This window comes from Sporosarcina sp. HYO08 (assembly GCF_001563475.1).
Classification (GTDB): Bacteria; Bacillota; Bacilli; order Bacillales_A; family Planococcaceae; genus Sporosarcina.
Genome location: NZ_LPUT01000001.1, coordinates 14778 through 40203, shown reverse-complemented (window position 1 = coordinate 40203; position 25426 = coordinate 14778). Strand labels below are relative to the sequence as shown.

The window sequence follows — 25426 nt, the reverse complement described above, 5'->3', positions numbered from 1 at the left end:
GGAATGGTAGTGGTGCGACTTCATTTCAAATTTCCTTTCAAAAGCTGCATGCGTTCATTAAACAAACTGGGGTACGATAAAAAGCCCAGCATAATACTTGTGACAGAGGCTGTTGTTAATAATAAGAAGATAATTAATAACTGAAATTGCACAGCTTGCACCGGATCTGCCCCCGCGATAATTTGCCCAGACATCATGCCTGGCAACTGTACAAGACCAATTGTCTTTTGACTTTCAATCGTCGGAATCATACTCGCTTTCATTGCGTCGAGGAGCTGCCTGCGAATCGCTTGTTTCGGTGTCCCGCCCAGCGATAAGATCAGTTCTGTTTCATCACGATGACTCGTCACTTCCGCGGCAAATCGATTCAAAAATAAAATCGCCAGCACCATCGCATTGCCTATCATCATACCGCTAATCGAAATGATATATTGTGCAGTCGGCGGAACGATTTTAAAACCTAGTAAAATACTTTGCGTCAGCACTTCAATGAAAATCAATGTAATGGCAATTTTCCACGTTATTCCTTTGATCGTTTTCCCTTTTTTTCGTGCATTTTGGGTAGCTGCACCAATCATTAAGGCAACCATTAAAAAGATGAACAACAAGCTCTCTGAATCGAAAACAAATTTCAACACGTATCCAACGAGCAGCAATTGAATAATCGAACGGATTGTGGCGACGATTGTGTCTCTCTCCAAGCCAAGTTGAAGCGTTTTCGATAAGAGGAGCGGAATGACGACGAAAATAAGCGTTAATGCCAACGAAAAATAACTCATTCGGCTTCCCCCTGTACAAAACGCTTCACAAAATCAGTTGCGGGTGATTTCAATAGATTGCTTTCACCCGTTTCAATCACTTCACCTTTATGCAGTACCCAAGTGAACTCTCCAATCGTTAATGCTTGTGTTAAATTATGGGTGATCCAAACGATTGTCACACCGTATATGCGGTTTATTTTCACAATAAGCTCTTCGATTTCTCGTAAAGAAGTATGATCCAAAGCGGATGTAATTTCATCTAATAATAAGATTTCGGGACGGTTGATAAGCGTTCGCGCAATGGATACTTTTTGACGCTGCCCGCCCGATAAATCTGCCGCATTTTGGTGCAAAAATTGCGGATCCAGTCCCACATCTTCTAAATAGTGAACCGCATCCGATTCTAGCAACTTTTCTCCTCGCAATTCAAGCGGCAGTGCAAGATTTTCAAAGACACTGCCTTCCACCATCGGCGCACTTTGCAGCGCAATCCCAATCTGTCGCCGCAGCTTAATCGGTTCATAGTCAGTCACCAGTTTATTATGAATAAATATCGTACCAGATTGGGGAGATATCAAGCCGTTACACAACTTTAGCAATGTTGTTTTTCCAGCACCAGAAGGTCCTACAATTGTCGTAATTTTACCTTTCGGAAACGATCCCGTAATGTTTTTAAGGATATGAATTTCGTCAATGAAGTAATTGACCTGCTGAAAATGAATCGCGGATTCTTGATGGAGCAACATGCTTTTCTCTCCTCTTTTATTGAAACGATAGTAATTTAGCATACTTTACTTTGGATAGAAAGGTGCTTCATTTTCAAGGTTCTTATCAAATAAATAATTGATCAAGGATTGGACAGACTAATGGATGGATCCATAAAAATAAAGTATAGGAGCGATGAGCATCATGAGTGAGAAAAAAACATTCGGCGAACAGTATTCAAATAAAAATATTGGGAGCCTGACGCCGACTGATGATGGATTGAGTGAGAAACCATACAGCAAATCAGATCAAGCGAAACGTCCAGGGAAAAATAAGCGTTAGTCCTATGCACTACGAAAACCACTGAGCGATCCGATCGGGATTGTTCAGTGGTTTTTTGGATGTTGGAATGAGTGTGGCAATTTCATGCAATTGTTATGCGCTATTCATTTCCCTCCTTTTTTCTACTATAATAAGGTAAGGGCTTACGAGTCCCAATGATAGAAATCTAAAGGGGAATGAATATTATTCGAATCAATTGGAAGAAGTTCACAGTGCTTTTTGCAATTGTTTTTTTGGCGATTCAAATCTTTGGCAGTTTCTTTTTCTATGGGTTAGCGGTGCAACGCGGACCAAAAGAATTCTTGCAAAATAATGCGGATTTGGAAGTATCCAATGAAGCGATGGATCTTTATTTGAACGGCGAATGGATCGATTGGGTAAAAGCGCAGCATTTTGAACAACTCACCTTAACATCACGTGATGGATTACAATTATCAGGCTATTTTTTACCTGCCGCGAAGCCTAGCGACAAATTGGTCATTTTAACGCATGGCTATTTGGGTAACGCCAAGCAAATGGGGCTTTACGGGCAGTTTTATCATACTGAATGGGATTATAATATTTTCATGCCGGATGCACGGGGACATGGAAAAAGTGAGGGCAATTATTATGGATTCGGCTGGCCCGATCGGCTCGACCTGATCGATTGGACAGATTTGTTAGTGAAGAAGCTTGGACAGGATACAAAGGTCGTCTACCATGGCTTGTCGATGGGTGCCGCCACTGTCCTCATGTCAAGCAGCGATGATGCACTTCCTCTCCAAGTGAAAGCCATAATCGCAGACAGTCCATATCAATCCGTCTACCAATTATTCACTTATCAAATGAATCGAATGTTCCATCTGCCGGCATTTCCATTGTTAGATAGTACGAGCATGCTCACAAAAATCCGGGCAGGTTATTCATTTCGAGAAGCAAATGCACGAAAAGAAGTAGAAAAGACGAAAGTTCCGATTTTATACATCCATGGACAAAGCGATACCTTCGTCCCTACGGAAATGGCGGAGGAATTGTACTCGCATACAGCAAGTGACGCGGAATTATTCCTCGTTCCGGACGCAAACCACGGGGAAGCCTTCGCGTTAGTTGGAGATCAATATAAGCGGAAAGTTGACTTTTTTATTAACCGATATTTAAATTGATGGATCGATCACAATAAAGTTGTACAACGCTTGCCTAATCGAATAAACATCATCAACCACCTTCAAAACAGATTGAAAAGTTTTGAAGGTGGTTTTTTATAGTCGTAAATGTTTTGTACAATTATAGAGGGCACAAAAATTCCGATCCCTTTTCATATGAACAATTGTTAATGACGTATTTTGTAATTCCTCTTCAAAGTTTCCGTCCGGCAATAACGCCTTCACTAATTTACCTATGTAACTGCCGTGACTCACAATTAACACACGTTGCGTCGAATACATTCGATTGATTTCTTCGATAAATTCCATACCTCTTGCAATCATTTTGTCAGACGGTTCACGACCGAGATCCAACTTTCTCCACGCCGCACCCCATTTCGCAATCCGTTCAGCCTCGGTTGTTCCTTCGATGAATCCCCCGCTCGTTTCACACAGACGATCATCCACATGCAAAGGAAGTTCCGGCTTTTTGGCAGCAATGATTTCAGCCGTTTTCTTTGCCCGAATGAGCGGACTTGTAAAAATAACATCCCACCTTTGATCGGCTAGACGCTTCGCAACGCGTTCCGCCATTTCAATTCCTTCATCATCAAGTGGAATGTCGATGCGTCCCTGCTCCCGCCCTTCTTTATTCCACCCGGTCACGCCATGCCTAACAAAACCAACTATTGTCATGAATTCACTTCCTTTTATCATTCAACAAATCCTTTTTATTATAAACGATTTTGTGTCTGAATCTTTATGTTCCTTTTCAACATGGAAATTCTTTTGTTGACTCCGATGTTAGAGTAATATATCATTAATTCTAGATAATTGAATTCAAGATAAAAAAGGAGAATTACAATAAAATGAACATCTTAGTTGTAAAAGCAAATAATCGACCAGCAACTGACGCTATATCTAGTAAAATGTACGAAACTTTCATGAATCACTTAGAAGGTGTAAACGTCACAACGTTTGATGTGTTCGCGGAAGACATGCCTTACCTTGGCCAAGATTTATTCAACGCTTTCGGTAAAGTAGAATCAGGCGAAGAAATGACAGACATCGAACAACGCATTTTAGCTGCCAAACAAAAAGCGATGGATGCCTTTTCAGCTGCAGACATCGTTGTCTTCGCCTTCCCATTATGGAACTTAACGATTCCAGCTGCATTACAAACGTTCATCGACTACGTTTACCAAGCTGGCTACTCATTCAAATATGACGAAAATGGTCAATTGGTTCAATTAATGAAAGATAAAAAAGCTGTCATTCTAAGTGCGCGCGGCGGTGTGTACTCAACACCAGAAACAGCGCCTTTAGAAATGGCTACGACTTATATTAAAAATGTCGTCGGCGGCGTGTTCGGTATGGAAATCATCGATGAAGTCATTATCGAAGGTCACAATGCAATGCCGGCACAAGCTGAAACTATTATTGCAGACGGTTTAGGAAAAGTAGAAGCTGCTGCGAAAAAATTATCAGCTGTAACGGTTTAATCACCTATTCTAATTAAAAAAGGTGCATGTCCCTTATACAAAGAGACATGCACCTTTCAGTTTTCATTACACAAGCTTATGTTCTTCTACAAAACCTTTTAAAATCTCGCTCAAATTCGGAGTGCCGACTTCATCTAAATCATAGTGGACACGCGTGCAAGGTTTATTGATGGAAATCACGCGTGATAAATCAATCGGTGTTCCAATGATCACTGCATCACAATCTGCATTGTTAATCGTTTCTTCAAGGTCTTTTAATTGTTGTTCGCCGTAACCCATTGCAGGAAGGACATTTCCAATATGTTGATATTTGTTGAATGTATCGACTAACGTACCGACAGCAAATGGACGAGCGTCAACAATTTCTTCCACGCCTAAACGTTCAGCCGCAACCGTACCCGCACCCAGTTTCATCTCGCCGTGCGTCAGAGTCGGACCATCTTCTACGATCAACACACGTTTTCCGGCAATAAGCTCTGGATTGTCGACTGTGATTTTTGATTCGGCTTTAATAATCGTGCTGTTTGGCGCTGCGTTTTTAATATTGTTCTCAACGATTTCAACAGCTTCCGCAGGTGCACTGTCAATTTTATTAATAATCGCAACGTCAGTTGTTCGCAGGCATACTTCACCAGGGTAATATTTCAATTCATGGCCTGGACGATGCGGATCTAAAACAGTAATTGCTAGATCTGGCTCAAAGAATGAGAAGTCATTGTTTCCGCCGTCCCATAAAATGACATCGCAGCCATCTGGATCGTTTTCAGCCGCCGCTAAAATATCTGCGTAATCCACACCCGCATAGACGATATTTCCACGTTCTACGTGCGGCTCATATTCTTCCATTTCTTCGATCGTACATTTATGCTCTTTTAAATCTTCCACTGTCGCAAAACGCTGCACGCGCTGTGCATTTAAATCACCGTACGGCATCGGGTGTCTCACCGCAATGACTTTCAAACCTTCCGCCAGTAACGTTTCAATAATTTTTCGGGATGTTTGGCTTTTCCCTGTTCCTGTTCGAACTGCACAAACAGAAATGACAGGTTTATTGCTTTTTAACTGCGTACTTTTCGGTCCAAGCAAATTGAAATTCGCGCCTGCTGCATTGACAATCGCGCCAACGCCCATGACATCTTCATAACCGATATCACTGTAAGCAAATACACATTCATCTACTTGCAGTTCTTGGATGAGTGCTGGCAACTGCTCTTGCGCATAAATCGGAATGCCATCTGGATACAGTTCTCCTGCTAACTCACTTGGATATTTACGTCCATCTATATCAGGAATTTGTGTCGCCGTAAAAGCAACAACATTATATGCTTCATTATTACGATAAAAAGTGTTAAAATTATGGAAATCTCTTCCCGCTGCCCCAATAATGATTATATTCTTTTTATTCATATCATTCTCTCCCAACCATTCAATGTCTTTCAATAACTTGTTTATAATTATAAACCTGTTTGTATATTAATACAACCCTTTTTTGGTGCCAGGCACCCACACAATTCAGAAGCTATTCAGAATTTGGCGCAGAATAGAAAAAGCCTTCTATTCTATTTGCAGTAAGGTGTTTGTTCACCTAACCCGAATAGGATAGAAGGTTTTGTAAAGTTGTTTATGAAGACGCCGTTTTGCTAGAAGTGCCTGGTTCTTCGTTTTAGTACGCCACCATTTAGTAGTGCTAAACCTCAACCAGACTGACGGACAATATGATCTGCCAACCTAATGGCCAAGGCAACGTTAGAAAGAACCGGGCCAGCTGCTGTCAGAGTGGGTAGAACACTATTATCCGCAACATACAAACCTTGAACGCCATGTATTTGACCGTGGCGATTTGTCGCTGAAGTTGCAGGATTATTCCCCATTCTGCATGTGGAAGCTTCATGCATGTCTGCGCCTGGTGGCCGTAGTACTAAAGTCGATTCATCAAGCGTTACGCCCATTGCCGCGGCGGATTGTCTAATTCCTTGCTCAACTTGACGTGCTGTTTGATGGTCTTTTTCACTTAAGGAATATTGAACCTGTTGCAGAGGAACACCGAATTCATCCTTTGCAGATGGTTCAATATATACCCTGTTATCAGCACGGGGTTCTACCCTTCCAAAGGCGGCATAGACAACCATAAGCTCTTCTTTAAATTCCCTATCCTCAAATTGCTGATAAGAAAAATATTGATCTGGACCCAGAATCTGAATTTGATAAGGTGACTCCTCCGTCTCAAATTTCAATACAGCTAGGTTACCCAAGTTTTCCAAGAATTTTCTCCGACTAACGGTTCCAATGGCAATGATGGACACATGGCCTGTCAAATATCGACCGATTGCAGGGCCCTGAATCCCCGAATTTAGCAATATACGCGGCGTCTCTAAAGTACTAGCAGAGATCACCACATTTTTGGCTCGGATTGTGTGAGCCTTCTTGTCTTCAGAAAAAACCTCAACCCCTGCAACTCTTCCATTTCCAGTTAATACTCTTGAGACATAAGCATTTACTGCGAGGTCATAGGGACGGTCAAACCTAGCAGCGGCTAAAGAATTGATCGAACTATACCATGGATTTGAATGAACTTGCCCTTGCCGAGAAGGTGTCCTATCAAAAGCAAGCGGCATATCATTTGCTTCCAAAATACCACCTGCGTGGAGTAGACTCAACATGCTATTTTGCATCGATGAACCTTTGGCATATTCCGTTGTGACATTCAATAACTTCTCCGCCATCCCATAATACACATTCAACTCCCTAGGATGGATCGGCCATTTATCAAGCGCAGATTGAATAGGTCTTGGCGTAGCAGCATTCCAAAACAAGGACCTTCCCCCAAGCGCATAGACCATTGTCGCACCCGAAAATTGAGGTAAACGTTTGCCTAATGGCGTCGAATTATCCGGAAGAAGTTCGTCCCTCGCCGTATTTACATTCTGCGTAGGAATATTTAGAGAATGAGAATGAAATAACTTATCGCCTCTTTCTAATATGCCAATCTTTTTAGCCCCTTGATTTTTCCACATTTCACACAGCCTCTGCAAGGTCGCTCCTCCACCCGGACCGCTCCCCACAATGAGGACATCGTAATTTGTTTTTGACATTTCTTCTACTGTTTTTATTGGAATCCAATTATTCTTGTATTTTATCGGTATTGTAAACACCCCTTTCCTATAAAAAGATATGCCCAACTGTTGTTCCTTATCCCCTTTTTTTGGTGCCAGGCACCCACACAATTCAGAAGCTATTCAGAATAATACGACCCATTTCCAAATGAAAAAGCCTCCAACCTGACAGTTTAGGTTGGAGGCTTTTTCGCTTTTTTTATTTCAACGGTCCTTTGTTAATTTCCGTAAGTGCGGAATTGACCGTAAAGATTTTAGCATTGACAGTTTCTATGCCAAATCCAGCTAATCTTTTCGTGTGCATGTCTAAATACTTTTCTGCGGATTGTTTCGTTTCAAACAGATAGATACCGCCAGCTTCATTTGTTTCGGGATTTTCCGTCCAAATCTTCCATGTCATGCCCTCTTCTTCATTGATGCTTTTTGCCAAATCGGAAAAAGCCTCAGCCATTTCATTGCCAAATGGACCGTTCATTGGAAAATCTACTTGTAGTATGTATGCCATCGTTATCATTCCTTTCTTTATTAATGTACCTTATTTCTTGAAAAAACAACCTTTAATATCACTCATAAATATGTCGATTTTCGCAAATAAAATAATTGAATGAGGACAACCTAATGAATCGAGAGCCAAATTCATAAAAAGGGAGCGTATGTAAATGACTGAAAAGAAACCGCCGTACAAACGACTGACCGAGAAAAATAATGGATTGTCTTCCGCCCAAGAAGTCAATTATCAAGAAGAGTTTCGAAAAGCGGATCATGCCGGGAAAAAGGATCGTAAAGGGTAATTGATTTTGAGGTGTCCACTAGTGTTGCAACGCTAGTGGACACCTAAAAAAACTGCAGACATCCCTTATGCAAGGATGTCTACAGTCATTTTCAAATTAGCGACCTTGTTTCTCTTTCTGTTTCAAAATATGTCCCATAAAGTTTAACATCGTCATAGCTGCAACGCGTGTTGTTGCACCTGTTGGATCATATTGAGGAGCTACTTCGACAAGGTCAAAGCAAATGACATTTCCTTTTTCCGCAATGCCAACTAAAATATCGTTTAAGAAATCGAAAGAGAATCCGCCTGGTGATGGAGAACCTGTACCTGTTGCAAGAGAAATATCGAAGCAGTCGATATCAATCGTTACATAATATTTGTCTGCTTTCGGAATGCGTTCTAAAATCCCTTCAACGCCTAATTTGAACGACTCTCTTGCTGAAATCAGCTGGCTGTTATAAGCTTTCGCAGCATCAAAGTCTTCTTTACGGCTGCTCCCTAGTCCACGAAGACCAATTTGAACCATGTCTTTAATATGTTCCATTTCAGACATTCTTCTCATTGGGCTTCCATTTCCAAGTGTTTGTCCACCTGGCGCATCTGACCAATCTAGGTGAGCATCCAATTGAATAACCGTAACATCGCCTTCATCTGCTAATCCGCGTGCTACTGGAATAGAAATCGAGTGGTCCCCTCCCATAATTGCAGGAATCGCACCTTTTTCCCGGATTTTTCTTACTGCATATTCAATCGCATCAAATGATTGTTCAATATTTCCATGGATGACATCCGCATCGCCTGCGTCGACAACTCTGACAGGTCCTCCTAGTAGTACCTCATCGCGTTCTGGATCATAGAAGCCAGCTTCTCCGCGCGCATAGTGTGTTGAAACTTCACGAATTCTTCTTGGACCGAAACGGCAGCCCGATAAGAAGCCGACGCCCGTATCATAAGGAACCCCTAATACTGCGATATCTGCATCAATTTCTTCCCAATCCGTACAAATCGGATACTTTGCAAATGAACAAATTCCTGTAATTGGCATATTAATTCTTTCCATTTTTAATTCCTCCATTAATCAATCAATATTTTAGTTAGCAAAAAGGTTAGCTAAGAATACGAATAAAGGGACTCCAACAACATCCGTTAAGACTGTGCCTGCAACGGGAATGATGATAAATGCTTTTCTTGAAAGCAAGCCATACTTCGTACAAATGGCGTTCATCACGACTAATCCGTTCGGCGTGGCCCCCATTCCATGTCCGATAAAACCTGCCGACATGACAGCGGCATCATAGTTTTTACCTAATACTCTATACATGATAAACACTGCGACAGCTACAGTTCCCACCGTTTGAAGAACAAGCAAGAACGTTAACGGCAGCGCGAGTTCATATAATTCCCACAATTTCAATTTCATCATCGCCATGACCAAGAACATATTCAATGAAACATTCGAAATCATATCCATCGCTTGATCGTTGACCGGAACGAGCGATGTGCGTTCATTGATGGATCTAAAGATAATTCCTAGGAACAAACTAAAGATGTGTCCGGGAATTGAGAAACCCGTAGCATTTGTGATCCATTGCGCTGTCGGTAAACCAATCGCAAGGATAACAAATATGAGAGAGCCTTCTATTAATATATTTTGCCAAGTAATTTCGGTTTTCTTCTCTTGTAATTCTGACGAAAGTGCACTGAGGTTTCCATCATCAGTTTCGATTTTTAATTTATTTTTAGAAATCAGCCAGTTGCCAACAGGTCCACCAATTAGAGATCCTGCAATTAAACCATATGTAGCCGCAGCCATCCCAATGGTTAAGGCATTATCTCCACCTAATGATTCAATTAATGGAGCGAGCGAAGCCGCCATACCGTGTCCACCTTGCATCGATGCCTGACCTGCCATCATTGCAGAAAGTGGGTTTAGGCCAGTAAGCCAAGCGGCGCCTAAGCTGATTCCGTTTTGTAATGCGGCTAAAAACCAGCAAACGACCATATAAATTAAAAGCAGTTTCCCACCCTTTTTGAGGACCGATAGACCCGTTGTTAAACCGATCGTTACAAAAAATACATACATGAATAGGTCATACAGTGTGTTATCGTATTGAAGTTCAAAAAGACCTAATTCATAAACGCCCCACATTAATAACGAAAAACCAAAACCACCGACCACAGGACCAGGAATTGAATACTTCCAAAAAACTTTGTACTTATTGACAATCCATGTTCCTAAGATTAGTAGCACTGCTCCGATTGCAGCGAAGGTAATCATATCCATTTGAAGGACCAGCATCCCATTCACATCTTTAGTCGTTGTCACTACTTCTCCCTCCTTTGCTTAAGTTGTTTTGTAACTATGCAGACTCCCTTTAGCTCTACATATTTTTACAGGTTTCTCAAATAAACGAGAACTTTCGTTAATTTGAAATCGCTTACCCTACTTGAAATTCTAAATGTTCGAATATATAATGTCTAATATCAAATTGTTATTAATTCATAGCTTTTAGCTATAAAGGGGTGGAAAAATGGATATTCGTTCATTAAAATACTTTTATGCAGTCGCAAAAAGCAGACAATTTACCCAAGCCGCAAAAGAATTACATATTTCCCAACCCTCCTTAAGCAATACGATCAAAGCGTTAGAACAGGAAATTGGCTGTCAATTGTTTGAGCGAAGCACAAAAAGATTAACATTAACCGAGCCCGGACAGATCCTTTATAAACATGCGGATCATATGTTGACGCAGTTCGAGAAGATCTTTAAAGAGATGAACGATGTGAAAAATGTAGGGAACGGAAAAATGAGTATTGGAATGATTGAATCCTACCGCTACTTCATTGCACATATGATAAGCCTTTTTAAAAAAGAATATCCAAACGTCTCGATGAAAGTAAGGGAATTAGGTCCAAAAGATATTGAACAGTATTTAAAAAACTATGATATCCACTTAGGCATTACATCAATTGCCAATCATGAAAACGGATTTGAATATATCCCTATTTTTCAAGAAGAATATGTACTCATTACCCCCCTAAATCATCATTTTAAAAACAACAGCAACATCAACATTATTGATCTATACGAAGAAACATTTATCCATAGTCTCGAAGGTTTCGAAATCAGGGAAACGTTTATTAAAGCCTGTCAAGACGCTGGATTTACGCCAACAATAGAATTTGAAACACAAAGTTTAGAAACAGCGCGCAGTTTGGTTGAAAATGGATTAGGAATTTCTATCATTCCAGAGAGGTTCTTAGCGCTTAATCCGTCTACGAAAGTAAATGTCGTTTATATCAAAAACTTCCTTCCAAAAAGAACTGTCTATATGGTCTACCAACCCGATCGTTACTTGTCGCCTGCGATCCATGATTTCATAAAAATTACTAGCCAATTTTCGAAAGAGGTTATTGAGTATCAGTGATGACTTGGAATGATAAACCATTATAAAAGCGGCAATCCATTGAATCGAATAGATTCTTTTGGATTGCCGCTAGCTCTTTTATTACACCACATAAAAAAGAAGCCAATCCAAAAATTGCGACTGGCTTCTCTCATAAACTTATAGTTATTACGCTCTATGCATCTAGCACCTTGCCTTCTTCCGACAACATTTCCTCCACCGGATCTTTCTCATTTTTGTAAGCAAAATAATAGGCTGCTACTTCTTCGTCTTTCGAATGCTTGGTTAGTAAGCTGACGATGACTAACAATACGAAAGAAACAGCAAGTCCCGGAATAATTTCATGCAAGCCAAACGGCCTGCCGATAAAATTCCACACTAACGCAAAGATGAAAGATCCAATAATACTCGTAATGACCCCAGATTTTGTAGCTCTTTCCCAAAACATCGCGGCCATCACCGGCATCACCAATGTAACTGCTGACAATGATAGCGCATACGTATAAATTGTAATGATGTCTTTAATGAATAAAGCGACCCCTAAACCTAACAATGCCATTCCTGCAACCGAAAGTCTTGAAACTTTTAGAACCGTTCGGTCGGGGGCATTTGGCGCAATCCACTGCTGGTAAATATCTTTTGAAATATTGGCAGCACCGCTGAGTAAAAAGGACGTAGCACCCGTTAAAACTGCTGCAAAAAGGGATACCATAAAGAGTCCGCCAATCGCTGGATGTGCAATCGTTGTCATGAAGTTTGTGTACACTAAATCAGCACTCGTATTCGCCGGCAGTGACAGTCTTGCAATAACACCGATCCCTACTGCAAAAAAGCCGACAACCGCACATAAAATATACCCGACAGATACAGCACGCACAGCAATTTTCTCCGTTTTAGCAGCAGCGAGCCTCTGCCAAGTCGTTTGCCAAACTAAATAAAACGGGCCGAAAATGACTAAATAATTCAACATCTCTGTTTTACTAATCCCAAGGAAACTTTTGATCTCTGCTGGTGTTTCGGCTAATACTACATTCATACCGCCAACATGCTGTAAACCTAAGAAGAACATAACGATAAGTCCTACAACAATTAATACGGCTTGTACCGCATCTGTCCATGCAACACTCGGCAAACCGCCCATTAAGGTGAAAATGACACAAACGGCAAAGCCAAATAACATAGCCCATGTAAGCGGCATGCCAACGATCGATGTCAAAATCGAACCCATCCCAACAATTTGCATCCCAAACGTTGGCGTCATGTATAAAATACTGATCACGATGGCAGGAATGAGACCTGCTGCCTTTCCGAACCTGCGAACAAAAAGATCAGGCACCGTGTAAAGCTTAAGCTTCCGTATAGTAGATCCTAGTAAAACAGCAAGAAATATAGAGAAAAATACGTATGGAAGATTTGCGACAAACCAAGACATACCCATCGTAAAACCTTTTCCCGAAGCCCCAATAATTGCTGAAGCCCCTAATGCCGTTGCGATAATGCTTCCGCAAATCGGGAAAAATCCAAGGCTAAAATTCGCCATGACAAAATCATCCGACGACTTAATCTTCGTGCCGTAATAAAAGCCAAGCGCCAAAATCCCGACGATAAAAAGCACAAGCCACACAATCCACCAGTTCATAGTTCCCTCTCCTTTAACGACTTGATTTTTCAAAAATAGATTTCTGTATTATCAAGTAATGATCGGCATGATGATCAGCAAAAGGTGCGGTATCGTTCTTTTTCTAGATGTGGTCTGTACTCGGTGTATGATTCTGTTGAGGCTCTTTGATGGGTTGATCTAGCGATAATTCGCTTTAAACAAGATGAGGATCGATGTCAAAACATGGAGATGTTCTAAGATGAGGTTATAAACTTTCTGAATCGCCATTCGCTAATTTACAGACGGTGTCATATAGGATGTTCATTCCTTTTTCAATGTCATCCCATGACGTTTCTTCTTCCTTGCAATGGCTTTTTCCAGCAACACTCGGAACAAAAATCATGGCCGTATCTGTAATGGCATTCATATACATGGCGTCATGACCAGCACCGCTAATCATTCGCTTAAACGGCGTTTGTTGCTGCTTACAAATCTGTTCGATTACGGAAATGACTTTTGGAGAGAAGGAAACTGGATGTTTGGTCCAAATTTCCTCGGTCGTCATATCCATTTTCACTTCCCCGGCATGCTGTTCAACGATTTTTTTAATTTCTGCTATCGTTGATTCTAAGCTTTTTCGTTCAGCATGCCGAACATCAATGGAAAAGATCGTTTGACTCGGGATCGCATTAATAATGTTCGGAAATGCTTGAATGCGGCCGGTTGTAATGACGGTTCCGTCTTTTTTATTTTTTGCAAAGTCATGGAGTTCTTTAATGATGGCAGCCGCCGCAACAAGCGGATCTTGCCTTAAATGCATAGGCGTCGTTCCGGAATGATTGGATTGTCCGTTAATAATGACTTCCATCCAAGCAAAGCCCGCTATGCCTTCCACAACGCCAACCGGCAAGTTTTCAGCTTCTAATACAGGCCCTTGCTCAATATGAAATTCTAGAAAGGCCTTACCATTTTTTAACCGATTCGCTTCCGATCCTACAAATCCAATTTTCTTTAGCTGGTCATAAAACGACAATCCCTTCATGTCTTTTCGCTCATACACATATTCCCTTGTAAATTCATTGGCTACGACACCGCTTCCTAACATTTGCGGTGTAAAACGAGCGCCTTCTTCATTCGTAAAGGAAACGATTTCTACTGGATGCTTCAGTTCTTTTTGCTGCTCTTTGATCGACTGAACGACTTCAAGCGCCGCGAGCACCCCCAATGTTCCATCAAATTGCCCGCCATTTGGAACGGTATCGATATGGGAGCCGATCAGGACGGCATCGGCATTCTTCTCCCGCCCTTCCAGTCTTCCGTAAATATTGCCAACATCGTCATATCGTGTTGCTAAACCGATCTTTTGCATCCAATGAACGAGAAGCTCCCTTGCCTCCCGATCTTCCGGCGACAGCGCAAGCCGAGTGACGCCGCCGCTTTCCGTTCTACCAATAGAAGCCATTTGCTGAAATCGGTCTTTCAATCTTTCTATATGAATGTTCTTAAGCTTCGTTTCCATGACTTCTCCTCCCTGTCACGATAGGACTTTTACCTTATTTTCCCAAACAACTTCTCCGTCGATGATCGTTGCCAACACCGTAATATCCTTAATCGTTTCGACAGGGCAAGTTAATGGATCTTTGTCTAAAACAGCAAAATCTGCTTTCTTCCCTTCTTCGATCGTGCCTTTTTCATTTTCCTCAAAATTTAATTTGGCTCCGTAAATTGTCATCGATTTCAATGCCGTCAGAACATTAATTTTTTGAACTTCTCCTAAGACAGCACCATTTCTCGTTTTTCGATTCACTGCTGCCCAAACAGAAAAGAGCGGTGAGATCGGCGTAATTGGGCAATCCGAATGCAATGTAAACAATAAATCTAAGTCAACCGCTTCAGCCAATGGGTTGATGCGTTCTGCACGCTCCGGTCCTAAAAATATTTCGCGGTGGCGATCTCCCCAATAATAAACATGATTAATAAAAAACGAAGCAGCGATGTCAAATTGTTTCATCATCTGCAAGTCTTCTGTACTTGCTGTCTGAACATGTTCGATCCGGTGACGATGATCATATCGAGGATGTCTTTGAATCGCTTCGCTAAGCGCTTCAATATTCGACCCAATCGCACGGTCGCCGTTCCCATGAATCGCAATACGGAAGCCGCGTTTGTGCAAGTCCGCTATTTCTTCGTTGAACGCTTCTTGTTCATTCAGCAACTCGCCGTACTCTGAAGGTCTGCTTGCATAAGGCTCACGAAGCGCTGCAGTATACCCTTGAATCGATCCATCTTGAAAATGCTTTGCACTATCTAATCGGACACGGCCTGCCGATAATTTTTGAAGCTCTACATTCAGCCCGTCTGCTGTATATTTCGCAAAAGGTCCGTCCTTCCGCAATAAATGATTCATAATCATCAAGCGCATTTTTAAAGGATTTTTCCCGCTGTTCACTGCTTCTAAATGAGCGCCAAGTTCTGCAATGCCTTTATCTAGCCCCACCCCAGCATCCGTACAAGTCGTGATGCCTTGCGCCAAATAAGCTTCCGCCCCCCTCGCGATATTCTCGATGCACGCCTCTTGACTCGGTATGGGTAAAGCAGGATTCATGATTTCTAATGCAGGGATTTCATGAACGACCCCATCAAGCCTGCCTTCGGAATCCTTTCCAAAAAATCCTCCGACCGGGACGACTGTATCTTCTGTCACGCCAGCAATCTCCAATGCTTTTGAATTGACCGTAGCAAAGTGACCAGAAATATGGCGAAGATACACAGGATTGTCGGGCGCCACTTGATCCAAATCAAATCTTGTCGGATGTCTTTTTTCCGCCAATAACGTATCATCATACCCCCAGCCCATAATCCATTCACCTGGCTGAGCTTCTGCGGCTTTCTCACGCACTTTCCCTACAACGTCTGCAATCGTTTTATTTTCAGGTGATCGACAATCGATATTATTTAACATTTGCCCATACATAAACAAATGACTATGCGTGTCGATGAACCCTGGCAACAAAGTAGCACCTTCTAAATCAATGACTCTCGCATTACTTACTTCATAATCGTCTAAATTGGGCTCTGCTTCCGAAAAGATTTTCACGATCGTCCCTTTGGAGACAATAAGTGATTTGGCAATAGTATTTTGTTCATCAAGCGTTACGATATTTGCGTTTTTAATCATGACATCAATTTTCATTTTGACTGCCCCTTTCTTTTACAGGATTTTTGAAGTCGTTAAAACTGCATTTTCAACGAGATGCTGCAATTCCTTTTTTGACCAAGGACGGAACCACCCCCCGAAATGATAACGCTTACAAATAAGAGCCCCTACTTGTCCAGACACCAACACCTTTACAATTTAGTCTGATCTGACGTCCGAACCAGTGCAGCTAATAATATTCAGACTTTTCCGGTAATCGTTATGAATCTTATTTAAACAAACCGACTTTTAGAAGTCAAGATCATTTTTATGTAAATCGATCGATAAATGAATGATTAAAAACGACAAAAAGAAGAATAGTTAACTTGATTGTCAACCCGTGTTGAAAAATAGGAACTAAAATTAGGAGAAAAGGTAACAATATTTTTTTCTTTATCGTTTAAAGTCGGATTGAGCGCTTGAGCTGTTTTGCTAATGGATTGATAAAATAATTTTAATTCCAACAAAAAATAACCCCGGGTCAGAAATTTCGTTGTTCCTCACCGCAAATAACCACTATTCGTATCTGGTAATTCCGATTGCTTCAAACTTGTTAATACTGCATATAAAAGAAATAACCGTCTTGAATAAATTCAAGACAATTATCTCCTGACGGCAAATCTATAGGACATTTTTAAACCTGAACTACTGTTTTAAGATTTGAATTTTTGACTAAGAGTAAGATTTAGTTTCCACAAATAGTCACTTTTCACCAATACGAAAAGACTAGCAACACTGAAATGTAGCTAGTCTACTTATTTAGGATTAATGTAGGTTTTTATTTTATTCTTCATTAATATATCTGTTTTTAATATAATTATATCCATTCTCAATATGTGCTTTCATCGCTTGCGCCACTCTTTGCTTATCCCGACTTTCCATGGCGTCGATAATTTCCCGATGCTCATGATAGATTTCTTTTTTTCGATCGTCGCTATACGAAGAGACATTTCGATTGTGCAAGACCACGTCATTAATTTGTTGGATTAAATTTAATAACGTTGAATTTTTAGAGTATTCAAAAATCAAGTCATGCATTTTAGTATTAATTTCGGTATATTTTGTATGGTCTTCTACTACTGCAGATTTTTCCAAAAGTTCTCTAAGTTGCCGAATCCCTTCATTATCAATATGCTCAGTTGCTAATTGAATTGCCAATACCTCTAGTGCTTCTCTGCACTGGTATACTTCCGAAATTTCTTTGAAAGTAAACTCCTGTACAATAGCTCCCCTCCATGGAATGATTTTCACAAGACCTTCCGAGGAAAGCCGACGAAAGGCTTCTCGAACTGGTGTTGAGCTGACATTCATTTGTTCACTTACCGCAGTTTCTGTAAGGCGTGTCCCAGCTTCAATTTCGCCACTAACAATTGCAGATTTTATATTTTCGTAAACGACGACATTTAATGGCTTTCGGTGAACGGTCTTAATTTTAGATATGCTCAAAACTACTCCCCCTTATGCCGTATGGCGTGGTATAAAGAGCTTCTTAACATAAGGATACACTACTATAACCACAATTAGCATTAGAAAAAGTAGGGAAACTGGACGCGTCAAGAAAATCGCCATTCCTTGTTCTGACATAATCAAAGATTGTCTTAGCGTATTTTCCGCAAGTGGACCAAGAACAAGCGCCAACACTAATGCAGCTGGAGAATAGCCATAAAGCTTCATAAAGAAACCGACGATTCCAAAAATAAGTAAGATCCAAATTTCAATCAAGCTGCTATTTAAACTAAATGTCCCGATTAAACATAATGCAATAATGACTGGAATCAAGAATCTGTATGGCAGTTTAACAATCATTAAAAATACAGGAATGGCAACAATGTTAATAACTAACAATATAACATTCCCTAAATACATACTAGAAATAATTCCCCAAGCAAAGTCGGGCTTTTCGATCATAAGTAATGGTCCCGGCTGTAAACCATACATTAAAAATGCACCTAATAAGATTGCTGTAGATGCAGATCCAGGTATTCCAAGTGTCAGTAACGGAACCATAGCACCGGATGTTGCACCATTGTTTGCAGTTTCTGGAGCAATCAGTCCTGGTAAATGTCCTTTCCCAAATTCTTGCGGTTCTTTCGAAATTTTCTTTTCAATTGTATATGAAAAGAATGAAGCTATCGTTGCGCCCGCTCCGGGTAAAACCCCCGTCACAAAACCAATAACGGAACCCCGTAGAAATGTAAATTTCGCGGCTAGCAATTCCTTCATTTTTGGCCAAGTATTTTTATTTGCTAATGACAGATCTAATTTTTCTAACCGATCATCTTTATGGGAACCCGCATAAATACGATAAAATAATTCACCTAGCCCAAACAAGCCAATCGTTACAGGTATAAAACTAATTCCGTTAATTAATTCCGGTGAACCAAATGTATAACGTTGTGTTCCTGAAATAACGTCAACACCTACTGTCGCAATAGCAAGCCCAAGGAATGCTGAGATGAATCCTTTTAGTTTACTGTCATCTGTCATCCATACGAGTGTTAACATACCCATCATCATAAGCATGAAGTATTCAGGAGGACCAAATTTAAGCGCGACTTTTGCGAACATCGGTGCAAACGAGAAGATTAAAATAACCCCAACTGTTCCACCGACAAAAGAAGCAATTGCTTGAGTTATCAATGCTTTTCCCGCTTTTCCTTGCATAGTCATTGGATAGCCGTCAAACGTAGTTGCAACAGCCGCCGAGTCACCCGGTGTATTAATTAGGATGGACGTAGTTCCCCCGCCATATTGGGATCCGTAATAAATTCCTGCTAACATGATAATCGCACCCGTTGGATCAAGTGATAGTGTTAATGGTAAAAGGATTGCGATTGCAGCTGATGCGCCGAAACCAGGAATGATCCCAACAACCATACCGATAAACGCCCCAAGCAATAACAATAAGACGTTCATAGGTGTCAAAGCAACCGAAAATCCCTGCACTATATTTGTTAGTATGTCACCCATTATTCTCACCTCAATTTCAAATGAATGTTAAAAGATGTTTTCAAATATACCTGCTGGAAGACCTGTCTTTAACAAGACCTCAAACAATACAAAGATTATAATCGGTACACTAATACCAATCGTAAGATTTTGTTTCAACTTTCCTTTGTTGAAAATAAATAAAATAGCAACAGTGAATAAAACCGTAGAAAAAATTGCTCCTATAATATTAAACAGCACTACATAAGCAGTACAAAGAACGATAACGAAAATCATTTCTTTTAAATAAGTCGTATCAACCTTTTCTTCCTTACTACTTTTAAAGTTTTTAATTAAATCAAACGCGGTAAGCAGAACGAGGATAACCCCAATGATTTGTGGTAAAAATCCACTGCCTGGAATATTTTTGGAGAACATCGGAAAGCTTAATGCTAATGATAAATAAGTACAGGCAACGATCAATAGAAACAGTGTAAATATATTTTTCATTCTGACCCACCCTCCTTCTATATACTTTTTGAAAAAGAAACTCTGTCTTTTAAGACAGAGTCCCTATCCGTTTCTTATTAATTATCTGTGTCTTCTAATGAATTTTTGAATTTAGTATTCGTTTCTTCTAAGAAAGTAGCAAAATCATCGCCGAATAATAGATATTCAGACATACCGTTGTCTTTCAAATAGGATTTCCATTCTTCCGTTTCAGAGACTTTTTTCATCGCATCAATCCACCAATCTTGTACTTCTTGGTCAACATCGCCCGCAAGGATAATGCCGCGTGGTTGGGATAGATTCACGTCATAGCCTAACTCTGTATAGGTTGGAACATCTTCCATTTCGGGCAATCGTTCCATACCGGAGAATGCTAGTGGTTTCATCAGGCCACCTTTAATTTGTCCAAGTGATCTTGCTGGGTTTCCAACAATCGCGTCCAGGCTATCTGATAATAAAGCTCCTGTTAGTTCACCAGCACCTTGAAAAGGTACATAGTCAAATTCAAATCCTGCTTCTTTGGCTAAAAGGTTAGGAACAATCATTTCATCACTTACTTGTCCAACACCGCCGATCTTCATGCGTTTTCCGCTTTTCGCGGCTTCTATAAATTCTTCGAGTGTATTATATTTTGCATCTTCTTTAACAAGAAGAAACAAATCATCTGCTCCCATTAAAGCAATCGGCGTAAAAGATTCATAAGTAAAGCTTGTGTTTGATACTAGGGGTGTTGTAAAAAAGCTACCACTTGTTGGTGCTACATAGTATGGATCACCTTTTTTCGTAACTAGGAACCCCCAGCCAACAGCACCGCTACCACCTTCACGGTTTTCAATTTTTATATTTTCCGTGTAGATTTTTTCTTTCTGCATAATTTCCATGATTTTACGAAGATACAAATCCGTTCCTCCGCCGGGACCAAATGGAATAACAACGTTTAATGTCTTTTTAGGATATTCGCCGCCGCTAGCCTCTGCCTTTTCGGAAGTGTCGGACGTATTTGAACATGCAGCCAACAATATTGCGATCAAGGTGAATATAAGTAACGAACGTAGCTTTTTCAATTTCATTTCCCCCTTTCGACTTTTTCCTACTATTTAATTACAATAAGACTTCTCCATCTTGAATGATTGTGACACCGTCAGCAACAAGCGTAACCCCTGTCATGATCAAGTCGTAATGACATGCAGCCTTAATTTCCCCTCCAAGAGTAATGCTAGAACCAATTCCGATATGAACTGATCCGAATACTCCCTCATCCTCAAGCATTAAACCGTTAAATTTGCAACGCGGGTTCAGACCAACACCAATTTCCGCAATATTGTACACGTACGGATCGTTTTTAGATGCCAAATCTTCTGCTAAAATTTTGGCTTCGTGACCACCTTCAATTGATGTAATCATTCCGTCTTTAACTGTTGCTACAACATTTTCTTTTAAAATGCCAATTCCAATGTAAGGGATACTCGCATCCGTGACAATGGTTCCGTTTGCTGTCCCCTCAAGAGGTGATACATTCGCTTCAATTGTCGGAACTGGAGCAAATTGTCCACTTTTAACCATCCCTGTCATAGCATTACTTTTTCTTCCTTTAGCTGACATTGTTAAATCAGTCCCATATTTCGTTGTAAGATGAATCGTTTCAGCATTTTCTAGGGCTTTGGCTACTGCCTCACAAGTTGGTGCCGCTTTTGGAAAATCTGCTAGCACTCCACTGTCAATTAACATGTGGTCTTCAAATTGTGTTAGCATGATACCCCTTGAACCGTTTTGAACAGCATTTTTAACTGCGTATGTATGTGTAATAGACGTATACACAGCACTGATAAACACATCACTTTCCTTCATTGCTGCTGCCACGGTTGCTGGTGGCTCGGCGCTGTCCGACTGTCTCGGTGTGATTACAGTTACAGTTGGTTCAGCACCCACTGCAGTAACGGCAGCCGCGATACTCTCTGCGATCGACATAGTTTTTGGTTCTGTTACAATGACAACGCTTTCATTTTCCTTAACTTTTGCACAAACCTCAACTACTTGCTTTGCCCCTTTAGCCATTAACATCTTCTTCAATTCTATCTCCTCCAAGTTTTCTTTTTATTCTACCTCTTGCGACTATTATTACTTACTACTAACAGAATGTCAATGCTATATTCTATAGAATATACAAAAAGGTATTCATTTAATTTAATAAATAATTACTGAAGCTCATAGTGATCGACTTTTAACAGGTTTTGAAACTTTTATTTCCCGTCTTTCCCAGAATAATATAAATGATCGATTGTAATAAACAGTTATAACCAAAGGATAACCGTATGATAAATTGAAAAAGTTTAATTTGATTTATTTAACGGTCCTTAAAAATGGGATCAGAACTTAATCTCGCTAGCCGAATTATATCGAGTGCATGGATTGATTTGGAATTAGTTTATTAACAGGCATGGCATATAGTCGGGATGAATATAATTACCGCAAAAAAAGAAATAACCGTCTACAATCTTGACGGTTATTTCTAATCTAAACTAATCTACTTTTAGTTTCTGACTAGCTTATTTCTAGAATATCTTTATTTTGTATAAGCTAGAAATTTACTTAAAAAAAGCTTTGAAGACAATCATAACTTGGCTTTGTTTTGTATTTATTAAAGTATGTCAAATTAAAACTGAATCGATTGCTCCCTAGTCACCATCGCCTTCGAAATCAACCTTTTCTTATGCTTCATCCGCAGATAACACTTCAATACAAACCGCCACGCCTTTTTTCAAATCTTCATGCGACCAGCTCGGGATTTTGCCATGTTGAATCGCAAGCTCATGGGAAGCAGGAATATGCAGAAATCCAGATTTCATCGACGGCCGTTGTGTCGCCGCGTAATGCAGTCCTTCATACATGACATTATTGCAAAGATACGTACCCGCTGTGTTTGAAATTTCGGCGGGCAATCCAACTTCAAGCAAACGATTGACCATTTCCCTCACAGGCAAAGTCGACAAATACGCCGGCTCTCCCTGTTCCTCAATCGTTTCATCAACCGGCTGATTCCCAAAATTATCTGGTTCGCCATCTTTCACATTAATCGCAATCCGTTCCGGTGTCATTTTATAACGTCCACCCGCCAATCCAAGCGAAATGACCGCGTCCGGCTGGTGTCTTTCGATCTGTTCAAGAAGTTGTTTTCCTGAAGACATAAAATCGACAGACAACACTTCACCATAAATTTTATAATCACCAATTTGTTGACCGTTTAGCTCTTCAACAATTTTCATCGTTGGATTTACTGTATAGTCCAAAAAGGGTTCGAATCCTGTTAGAAGTAATTTTTTCATTTATTTCAACCTGCTTTCAGCTAGTTTTCCTTCCTATTTCCCATTCCATTTTATCATCTTTAGTCCTTGCTGCAGTATCTGCCAACTGTTGAGTAAATTAATTTAATGGTTCTACTTTACATGAGTGTTTGGAATGAGATACTTACTCAACAGTTTAGTCCTACTGTTCCTCATCAACCACTCGGACTTTTCAGTATTTGTTGAAGAGCTTTCTCAATTGTATCAAACATAAACTGAAATCCTTCTTTCTCCAACCTCTCTGGTACAACCCAACGACTTTTCAAAACCAATTCCGTCTCTGTTCGCATAAAAACCGCGCCCATTTCAAGCATCCATTTTGGCGATGAGAAGCCGATCTTTTGGTTCATGATTTTTCGTAATTGCGTCATGAATGCTCGATTCGTGACGGGATCGGGTGCTGAACAATTGAAGATCCCGCTTAATTCTTTATTCTTTTGAAGAAATCGTATCATTCGAAACACATCTTCGATATGAACCCAACTAAACATTTGATTACCTGAACCTTGAACCCCGCCAAGTCCAAATTTTACTAAGTTACGGTAAGGTTCCATTACGCCCCCTTCCTTGCCAAGCACAATTGTCATTCTTAAAGCAACTTGTCTTGTCTGGGGCAGTTGGAAAGAAAAGAATGATTTTTCCCATGCTTTGGCTACATCTACCGAAAAACCCGTCCCAATCTCGCCTTTTTCTTCGGTCATCGGCCGATCTTCCGCATGCCGATAAATCGTTGCCGTACTTGAATTGATCCATAACGGAGGTGGATTTTTACAGTTTAACAGCGCGCGTCCAAGTAGTTCGGTCGTTTCCGTTCGTGATTGTAAAATTTCTTTCCTATTTTTCGCATTGTAACGGCAGTTGACGGATTTCCCCGCAAGATTGATAAGCATTTCTGCCCCCTCCAAAGCTGCAGCGATTCGTGTGTGATCCGTCCACGAAAAGTGTTGGGGTTGTCTTGAAATAATGATGACTTCATAGCCCAATTCTATAAATCTCTCTTCTAAATATCGACCGATAAAGCCCGTTCCACCCGCTATGACTACCTTCTTATTCATGTCTATCACTCGTTTCATTTATAGTCTTATCATTAAGACGATTGCTTGCTAACTTTGGATGCCTACGCGAAGCATATGTAGCCTCCACCGTTTTCACCATGAAAAAAGAACGCCCAGTGGACGTTCCTTTGTTTTGTCAGTTATTTATTTTTTATATAATCGATACCTTGTGCCGTTATGGATAATACCAGACTATCTGATCCTTGGCCGTTGTCTGCGGCATATCCGTTTTCGATAAGATTTTCAATGGCAAGTTTGCTATTTGCGTCGGCATCTAACATTGCTTTAGGCAACGTATAACTTCCTCCGTTATTCGCGAAATGATAATCATAAAGACTTTGTAGCAGCATGTCCGCCATATTTTTATTGTCACTCATCATGGTTCATCCCCCCCTTAACATTAGTCAAAAGAACAAGGCACCTTTCTATCATTTATTTCCTAGGCCTAATCATTAATTGTCATTTAAATCGTTCGACAACAGGAAGTACCCGTGATGGTAGAATCTCTGATTCAAAAGCGATCTTGCCATTATTAATTTCCATAACGATTTCACCATCATCACCTTCTTTTATATACTCATTCACCGATTTTATTACTTCTTTTCCCGCCGTAAATCTCTTGGTTTCGGGATTTTCCGAATAGATTTTCCGAATAGATTTTCCTTGCAATAGCATCTGGATCAATATTAATATCAATACCAATTTTATCTACAATTAAACTTCGTAATGTACTCTTCCCACTACCGTTATTATCCGCAAACACAAAAAACATAGGTCTATGTTTGTGCATCATGATTCACCATCTTTATATAAAGGTACTACATCACCGTTCGGAAATTCTTTTACAAGTTTACCGTTTTTTTCATATACGATATAAGTATTATTTGCTTTTGCATCGATCATTGCCCGTTCACCCGTCATTTTAGCCCATTTGTCAACCCAACCAAATTTTCTCTCGGAAACGTTGCTTTGTTCTTCCAACAAAATATACACCACCTTTAAATAATACTATCCTTATGCGCATGAACTACGTCTATTGTTCAATTATAACAGGAGAATTCTATACAGCAAAT

At 40.3% G+C, this 25426-nt stretch carries 27 protein-coding genes; 5 read left to right on the top strand and 22 right to left on the bottom strand.

The window, feature by feature from the left end; translation table 11 throughout:
- Positions 1 to 20: 20 nt before the first annotated feature.
- Positions 21 to 779, bottom strand: a complete 759-nt coding sequence (fetB, locus tag AU377_RS00185; protein WP_067402313.1) for an iron export ABC transporter permease subunit FetB — start codon at positions 777 to 779, stop codon at positions 21 to 23.
- Positions 776 to 1507 (bottom strand): phosphate ABC transporter ATP-binding protein, encoded by a 732-nt coding sequence (locus tag AU377_RS00180; RefSeq protein WP_067402311.1) that lies wholly within the window; start codon positions 1505 to 1507, stop codon positions 776 to 778. The genes fetB and AU377_RS00180 overlap by 4 nt, the downstream gene beginning before the upstream one ends.
- Positions 1508 to 1670: 163 nt before the next feature.
- On the opposite strand from AU377_RS00180, the gene AU377_RS15405 reads away from it, so the two are divergent.
- Positions 1671 to 1808 (top strand): hypothetical protein, encoded by a 138-nt coding sequence (locus AU377_RS15405; protein WP_156450340.1) that lies wholly within the window; start codon positions 1671 to 1673, stop codon positions 1806 to 1808.
- 176 nt (positions 1809 to 1984) lie between these two features.
- Entirely contained in the window at positions 1985 to 2950 is a 966-nt protein-coding gene (locus AU377_RS00175) for an alpha/beta hydrolase (RefSeq protein ID WP_067402306.1), read from the top strand.
- Between the two features lie 96 nt (positions 2951 to 3046).
- Here the strand turns inward: AU377_RS00175 and AU377_RS00170 are convergent, their stop codons facing one another.
- A complete protein-coding gene (locus tag AU377_RS00170; RefSeq protein WP_067402305.1) occupies positions 3047 to 3625 on the bottom strand; it encodes a histidine phosphatase family protein in 579 nt (192 codons plus the stop codon).
- A gap of 173 nt (positions 3626 to 3798) precedes the next feature.
- Here AU377_RS00170 and AU377_RS00165 point away from each other — a divergent pair, with 173 nt between their 5' ends.
- Complete coding sequence (locus AU377_RS00165) at positions 3799 to 4431, top strand: FMN-dependent NADH-azoreductase (RefSeq protein ID WP_067402299.1); 633 nt, start codon at positions 3799 to 3801, stop codon at positions 4429 to 4431.
- A 66-nt stretch (positions 4432 to 4497) separates the two neighbouring features.
- Here the strand turns inward: AU377_RS00165 and AU377_RS00160 are convergent, their stop codons facing one another.
- From AU377_RS00160 to AU377_RS00150, 3 genes are all read right to left on the bottom strand, one after another.
- A complete protein-coding gene (locus AU377_RS00160; protein ID WP_067402296.1) occupies positions 4498 to 5838 on the bottom strand; it encodes a cyclic 2,3-diphosphoglycerate synthase in 1341 nt (446 codons plus the stop codon).
- A 287-nt stretch (positions 5839 to 6125) separates the two neighbouring features.
- Entirely contained in the window at positions 6126 to 7445 is a 1320-nt protein-coding gene (locus AU377_RS00155; RefSeq protein WP_253724342.1) for a GMC oxidoreductase, read from the bottom strand.
- Positions 7446 to 7743: 298 nt separating this feature from the next.
- Complete coding sequence (locus tag AU377_RS00150; RefSeq protein ID WP_067402293.1) at positions 7744 to 8049, bottom strand: monooxygenase; 306 nt, start codon at positions 8047 to 8049, stop codon at positions 7744 to 7746.
- Between the two features lie 154 nt (positions 8050 to 8203).
- Here AU377_RS00150 and AU377_RS15165 point away from each other — a divergent pair, with 154 nt between their 5' ends.
- Positions 8204 to 8335, top strand: a complete 132-nt coding sequence (locus AU377_RS15165) for a YfhE family protein (RefSeq protein WP_082731861.1) — start codon at positions 8204 to 8206, stop codon at positions 8333 to 8335.
- A gap of 96 nt (positions 8336 to 8431) precedes the next feature.
- Here the strand turns inward: AU377_RS15165 and AU377_RS00145 are convergent, their stop codons facing one another.
- Together AU377_RS00145 and AU377_RS00140 are read right to left on the bottom strand one after the other, a co-directional pair.
- The gene (locus tag AU377_RS00145) at positions 8432 to 9376 is read right to left on the bottom strand and encodes an agmatinase (protein WP_067402290.1); all 945 of its coding nucleotides are present in this window, start codon (positions 9374 to 9376) and stop codon (positions 8432 to 8434) included.
- Positions 9377 to 9406: 30 nt separating this feature from the next.
- Positions 9407 to 10642 (bottom strand): sodium/glutamate symporter, encoded by a 1236-nt coding sequence (locus tag AU377_RS00140; protein ID WP_216635635.1) that lies wholly within the window; start codon positions 10640 to 10642, stop codon positions 9407 to 9409.
- A gap of 205 nt (positions 10643 to 10847) precedes the next feature.
- On the opposite strand from AU377_RS00140, the gene AU377_RS00135 reads away from it, so the two are divergent.
- The gene (locus AU377_RS00135; protein ID WP_067402287.1) at positions 10848 to 11744 is read left to right on the top strand and encodes a LysR family transcriptional regulator; all 897 of its coding nucleotides are present in this window, start codon (positions 10848 to 10850) and stop codon (positions 11742 to 11744) included.
- A gap of 154 nt (positions 11745 to 11898) precedes the next feature.
- Here AU377_RS00135 and AU377_RS00130 read toward each other — a convergent pair whose 3' ends face one another.
- The 14 genes from AU377_RS00130 to AU377_RS00070 form a co-directional block, all read right to left on the bottom strand.
- Positions 11899 to 13362, bottom strand: a complete 1464-nt coding sequence (locus tag AU377_RS00130) for a sodium:solute symporter (RefSeq protein WP_067402284.1) — start codon at positions 13360 to 13362, stop codon at positions 11899 to 11901.
- 226 nt (positions 13363 to 13588) lie between these two features.
- Entirely contained in the window at positions 13589 to 14842 is a 1254-nt protein-coding gene (locus AU377_RS00125; protein ID WP_067402282.1) for a Zn-dependent hydrolase, read from the bottom strand.
- Between the two features lie 15 nt (positions 14843 to 14857).
- The gene (locus tag AU377_RS00120; RefSeq protein WP_067402280.1) at positions 14858 to 16516 is read right to left on the bottom strand and encodes an amidohydrolase; all 1659 of its coding nucleotides are present in this window, start codon (positions 16514 to 16516) and stop codon (positions 14858 to 14860) included.
- Positions 16517 to 17302: 786 nt separating this feature from the next.
- Positions 17303 to 17965 carry a GntR family transcriptional regulator gene (locus tag AU377_RS00115; protein ID WP_067402278.1) on the bottom strand — a complete coding sequence of 221 codons (663 nt, stop codon included), beginning with the start codon at positions 17963 to 17965 and terminating at the stop codon, positions 17303 to 17305.
- Between the two features lie 12 nt (positions 17966 to 17977).
- Positions 17978 to 19489 (bottom strand): tripartite tricarboxylate transporter permease, encoded by a 1512-nt coding sequence (locus AU377_RS00110; RefSeq protein ID WP_067402275.1) that lies wholly within the window; start codon positions 19487 to 19489, stop codon positions 17978 to 17980.
- A 27-nt stretch (positions 19490 to 19516) separates the two neighbouring features.
- Positions 19517 to 19957 (bottom strand): tripartite tricarboxylate transporter TctB family protein, encoded by a 441-nt coding sequence (locus AU377_RS00105; protein ID WP_067402273.1) that lies wholly within the window; start codon positions 19955 to 19957, stop codon positions 19517 to 19519.
- Positions 19958 to 20034: 77 nt separating this feature from the next.
- Complete coding sequence (locus tag AU377_RS00100; protein ID WP_067402271.1) at positions 20035 to 21021, bottom strand: tripartite tricarboxylate transporter substrate binding protein; 987 nt, start codon at positions 21019 to 21021, stop codon at positions 20035 to 20037.
- A 37-nt stretch (positions 21022 to 21058) separates the two neighbouring features.
- Positions 21059 to 22018 carry an aminopeptidase gene (locus AU377_RS00095; RefSeq protein ID WP_253724356.1) on the bottom strand — a complete coding sequence of 320 codons (960 nt, stop codon included), beginning with the start codon at positions 22016 to 22018 and terminating at the stop codon, positions 21059 to 21061.
- Between the two features lie 647 nt (positions 22019 to 22665).
- The gene (pcp, locus tag AU377_RS00090) at positions 22666 to 23280 is read right to left on the bottom strand and encodes a pyroglutamyl-peptidase I (protein ID WP_067402266.1); all 615 of its coding nucleotides are present in this window, start codon (positions 23278 to 23280) and stop codon (positions 22666 to 22668) included.
- A 173-nt stretch (positions 23281 to 23453) separates the two neighbouring features.
- Positions 23454 to 24353: a TIGR01777 family oxidoreductase gene (locus AU377_RS00085; RefSeq protein ID WP_067402261.1), complete on the bottom strand. Its 900-nt coding sequence runs from the start codon at positions 24351 to 24353 to the stop codon at positions 23454 to 23456.
- Between the two features lie 140 nt (positions 24354 to 24493).
- A complete protein-coding gene (locus tag AU377_RS00080; RefSeq protein ID WP_156450339.1) occupies positions 24494 to 24730 on the bottom strand; it encodes a hypothetical protein in 237 nt (78 codons plus the stop codon).
- Between the two features lie 82 nt (positions 24731 to 24812).
- Complete coding sequence (locus AU377_RS15810; protein ID WP_256381686.1) at positions 24813 to 24938, bottom strand: hypothetical protein; 126 nt, start codon at positions 24936 to 24938, stop codon at positions 24813 to 24815.
- Positions 24931 to 25146 (bottom strand): hypothetical protein, encoded by a 216-nt coding sequence (locus tag AU377_RS15700; RefSeq protein ID WP_067402257.1) that lies wholly within the window; start codon positions 25144 to 25146, stop codon positions 24931 to 24933. Before AU377_RS15700 ends, AU377_RS15810 begins: the two co-directional genes overlap by 8 nt.
- Positions 25143 to 25334: a hypothetical protein gene (locus AU377_RS00070; RefSeq protein ID WP_067403833.1), complete on the bottom strand. Its 192-nt coding sequence runs from the start codon at positions 25332 to 25334 to the stop codon at positions 25143 to 25145. Before AU377_RS00070 ends, AU377_RS15700 begins: the two co-directional genes overlap by 4 nt.
- Between the last annotated feature and the right edge of the window lie 92 nt (positions 25335 to 25426).

What these genes read in the sequence shown, in the direction of transcription:
- AU377_RS00170 (WP_067402305.1), bottom strand. Translation starts at nt 3,625, where the DNA reads ATGACAATAGTTGGTTTTGTTAGGCATGGCGTGACCGGGTGGAATAAA.
- AU377_RS00165 (WP_067402299.1), top strand. Translation starts at nt 3,799, where the DNA reads ATGAACATCTTAGTTGTAAAAGCAAATAATCGACCAGCAACTGACGCT.
- AU377_RS15700 (WP_067402257.1), bottom strand. Translation starts at nt 25,146, where the DNA reads ATGATGCACAAACATAGACCTATGTTTTTTGTGTTTGCGGATAATAAC.
- AU377_RS00180 (WP_067402311.1), bottom strand. Translation starts at nt 1,507, where the DNA reads ATGTTGCTCCATCAAGAATCCGCGATTCATTTTCAGCAGGTCAATTAC.
- AU377_RS00120 (WP_067402280.1), bottom strand. Translation starts at nt 16,516, where the DNA reads ATGAAAATTGATGTCATGATTAAAAACGCAAATATCGTAACGCTTGAT.
- pcp (WP_067402266.1), bottom strand. Translation starts at nt 23,280, where the DNA reads ATGAAAAAATTACTTCTAACAGGATTCGAACCCTTTTTGGACTATACA.
- AU377_RS00125 (WP_067402282.1), bottom strand. Translation starts at nt 14,842, where the DNA reads ATGGAAACGAAGCTTAAGAACATTCATATAGAAAGATTGAAAGACCGA.
- AU377_RS00175 (WP_067402306.1), top strand. Translation starts at nt 1,985, where the DNA reads ATGAATATTATTCGAATCAATTGGAAGAAGTTCACAGTGCTTTTTGCA.
- AU377_RS00130 (WP_067402284.1), bottom strand. Translation starts at nt 13,362, where the DNA reads ATGAACTGGTGGATTGTGTGGCTTGTGCTTTTTATCGTCGGGATTTTG.
- AU377_RS00155 (WP_253724342.1), bottom strand. Translation starts at nt 7,445, where the DNA reads ATGTGGAAAAATCAAGGGGCTAAAAAGATTGGCATATTAGAAAGAGGC.
- AU377_RS15405 (WP_156450340.1), top strand. Translation starts at nt 1,671, where the DNA reads ATGAGTGAGAAAAAAACATTCGGCGAACAGTATTCAAATAAAAATATT.
- AU377_RS00105 (WP_067402273.1), bottom strand. Translation starts at nt 19,957, where the DNA reads ATGAAAAATATATTTACACTGTTTCTATTGATCGTTGCCTGTACTTAT.
- AU377_RS00160 (WP_067402296.1), bottom strand. Translation starts at nt 5,838, where the DNA reads ATGAATAAAAAGAATATAATCATTATTGGGGCAGCGGGAAGAGATTTC.
- AU377_RS00150 (WP_067402293.1), bottom strand. Translation starts at nt 8,049, where the DNA reads ATGGCATACATACTACAAGTAGATTTTCCAATGAACGGTCCATTTGGC.
- AU377_RS00080 (WP_156450339.1), bottom strand. Translation starts at nt 24,730, where the DNA reads ATGAGTGACAATAAAAATATGGCGGACATGCTGCTACAAAGTCTTTAT.
- AU377_RS00095 (WP_253724356.1), bottom strand. Translation starts at nt 22,018, where the DNA reads ATGTTAATGGCTAAAGGGGCAAAGCAAGTAGTTGAGGTTTGTGCAAAA.
- AU377_RS00110 (WP_067402275.1), bottom strand. Translation starts at nt 19,489, where the DNA reads ATGGGTGACATACTAACAAATATAGTGCAGGGATTTTCGGTTGCTTTG.
- AU377_RS00145 (WP_067402290.1), bottom strand. Translation starts at nt 9,376, where the DNA reads ATGGAAAGAATTAATATGCCAATTACAGGAATTTGTTCATTTGCAAAG.
- AU377_RS15165 (WP_082731861.1), top strand. Translation starts at nt 8,204, where the DNA reads ATGACTGAAAAGAAACCGCCGTACAAACGACTGACCGAGAAAAATAAT.
- fetB (WP_067402313.1), bottom strand. Translation starts at nt 779, where the DNA reads ATGAGTTATTTTTCGTTGGCATTAACGCTTATTTTCGTCGTCATTCCG.
- AU377_RS00085 (WP_067402261.1), bottom strand. Translation starts at nt 24,353, where the DNA reads ATGAATAAGAAGGTAGTCATAGCGGGTGGAACGGGCTTTATCGGTCGA.
- AU377_RS00135 (WP_067402287.1), top strand. Translation starts at nt 10,848, where the DNA reads ATGGATATTCGTTCATTAAAATACTTTTATGCAGTCGCAAAAAGCAGA.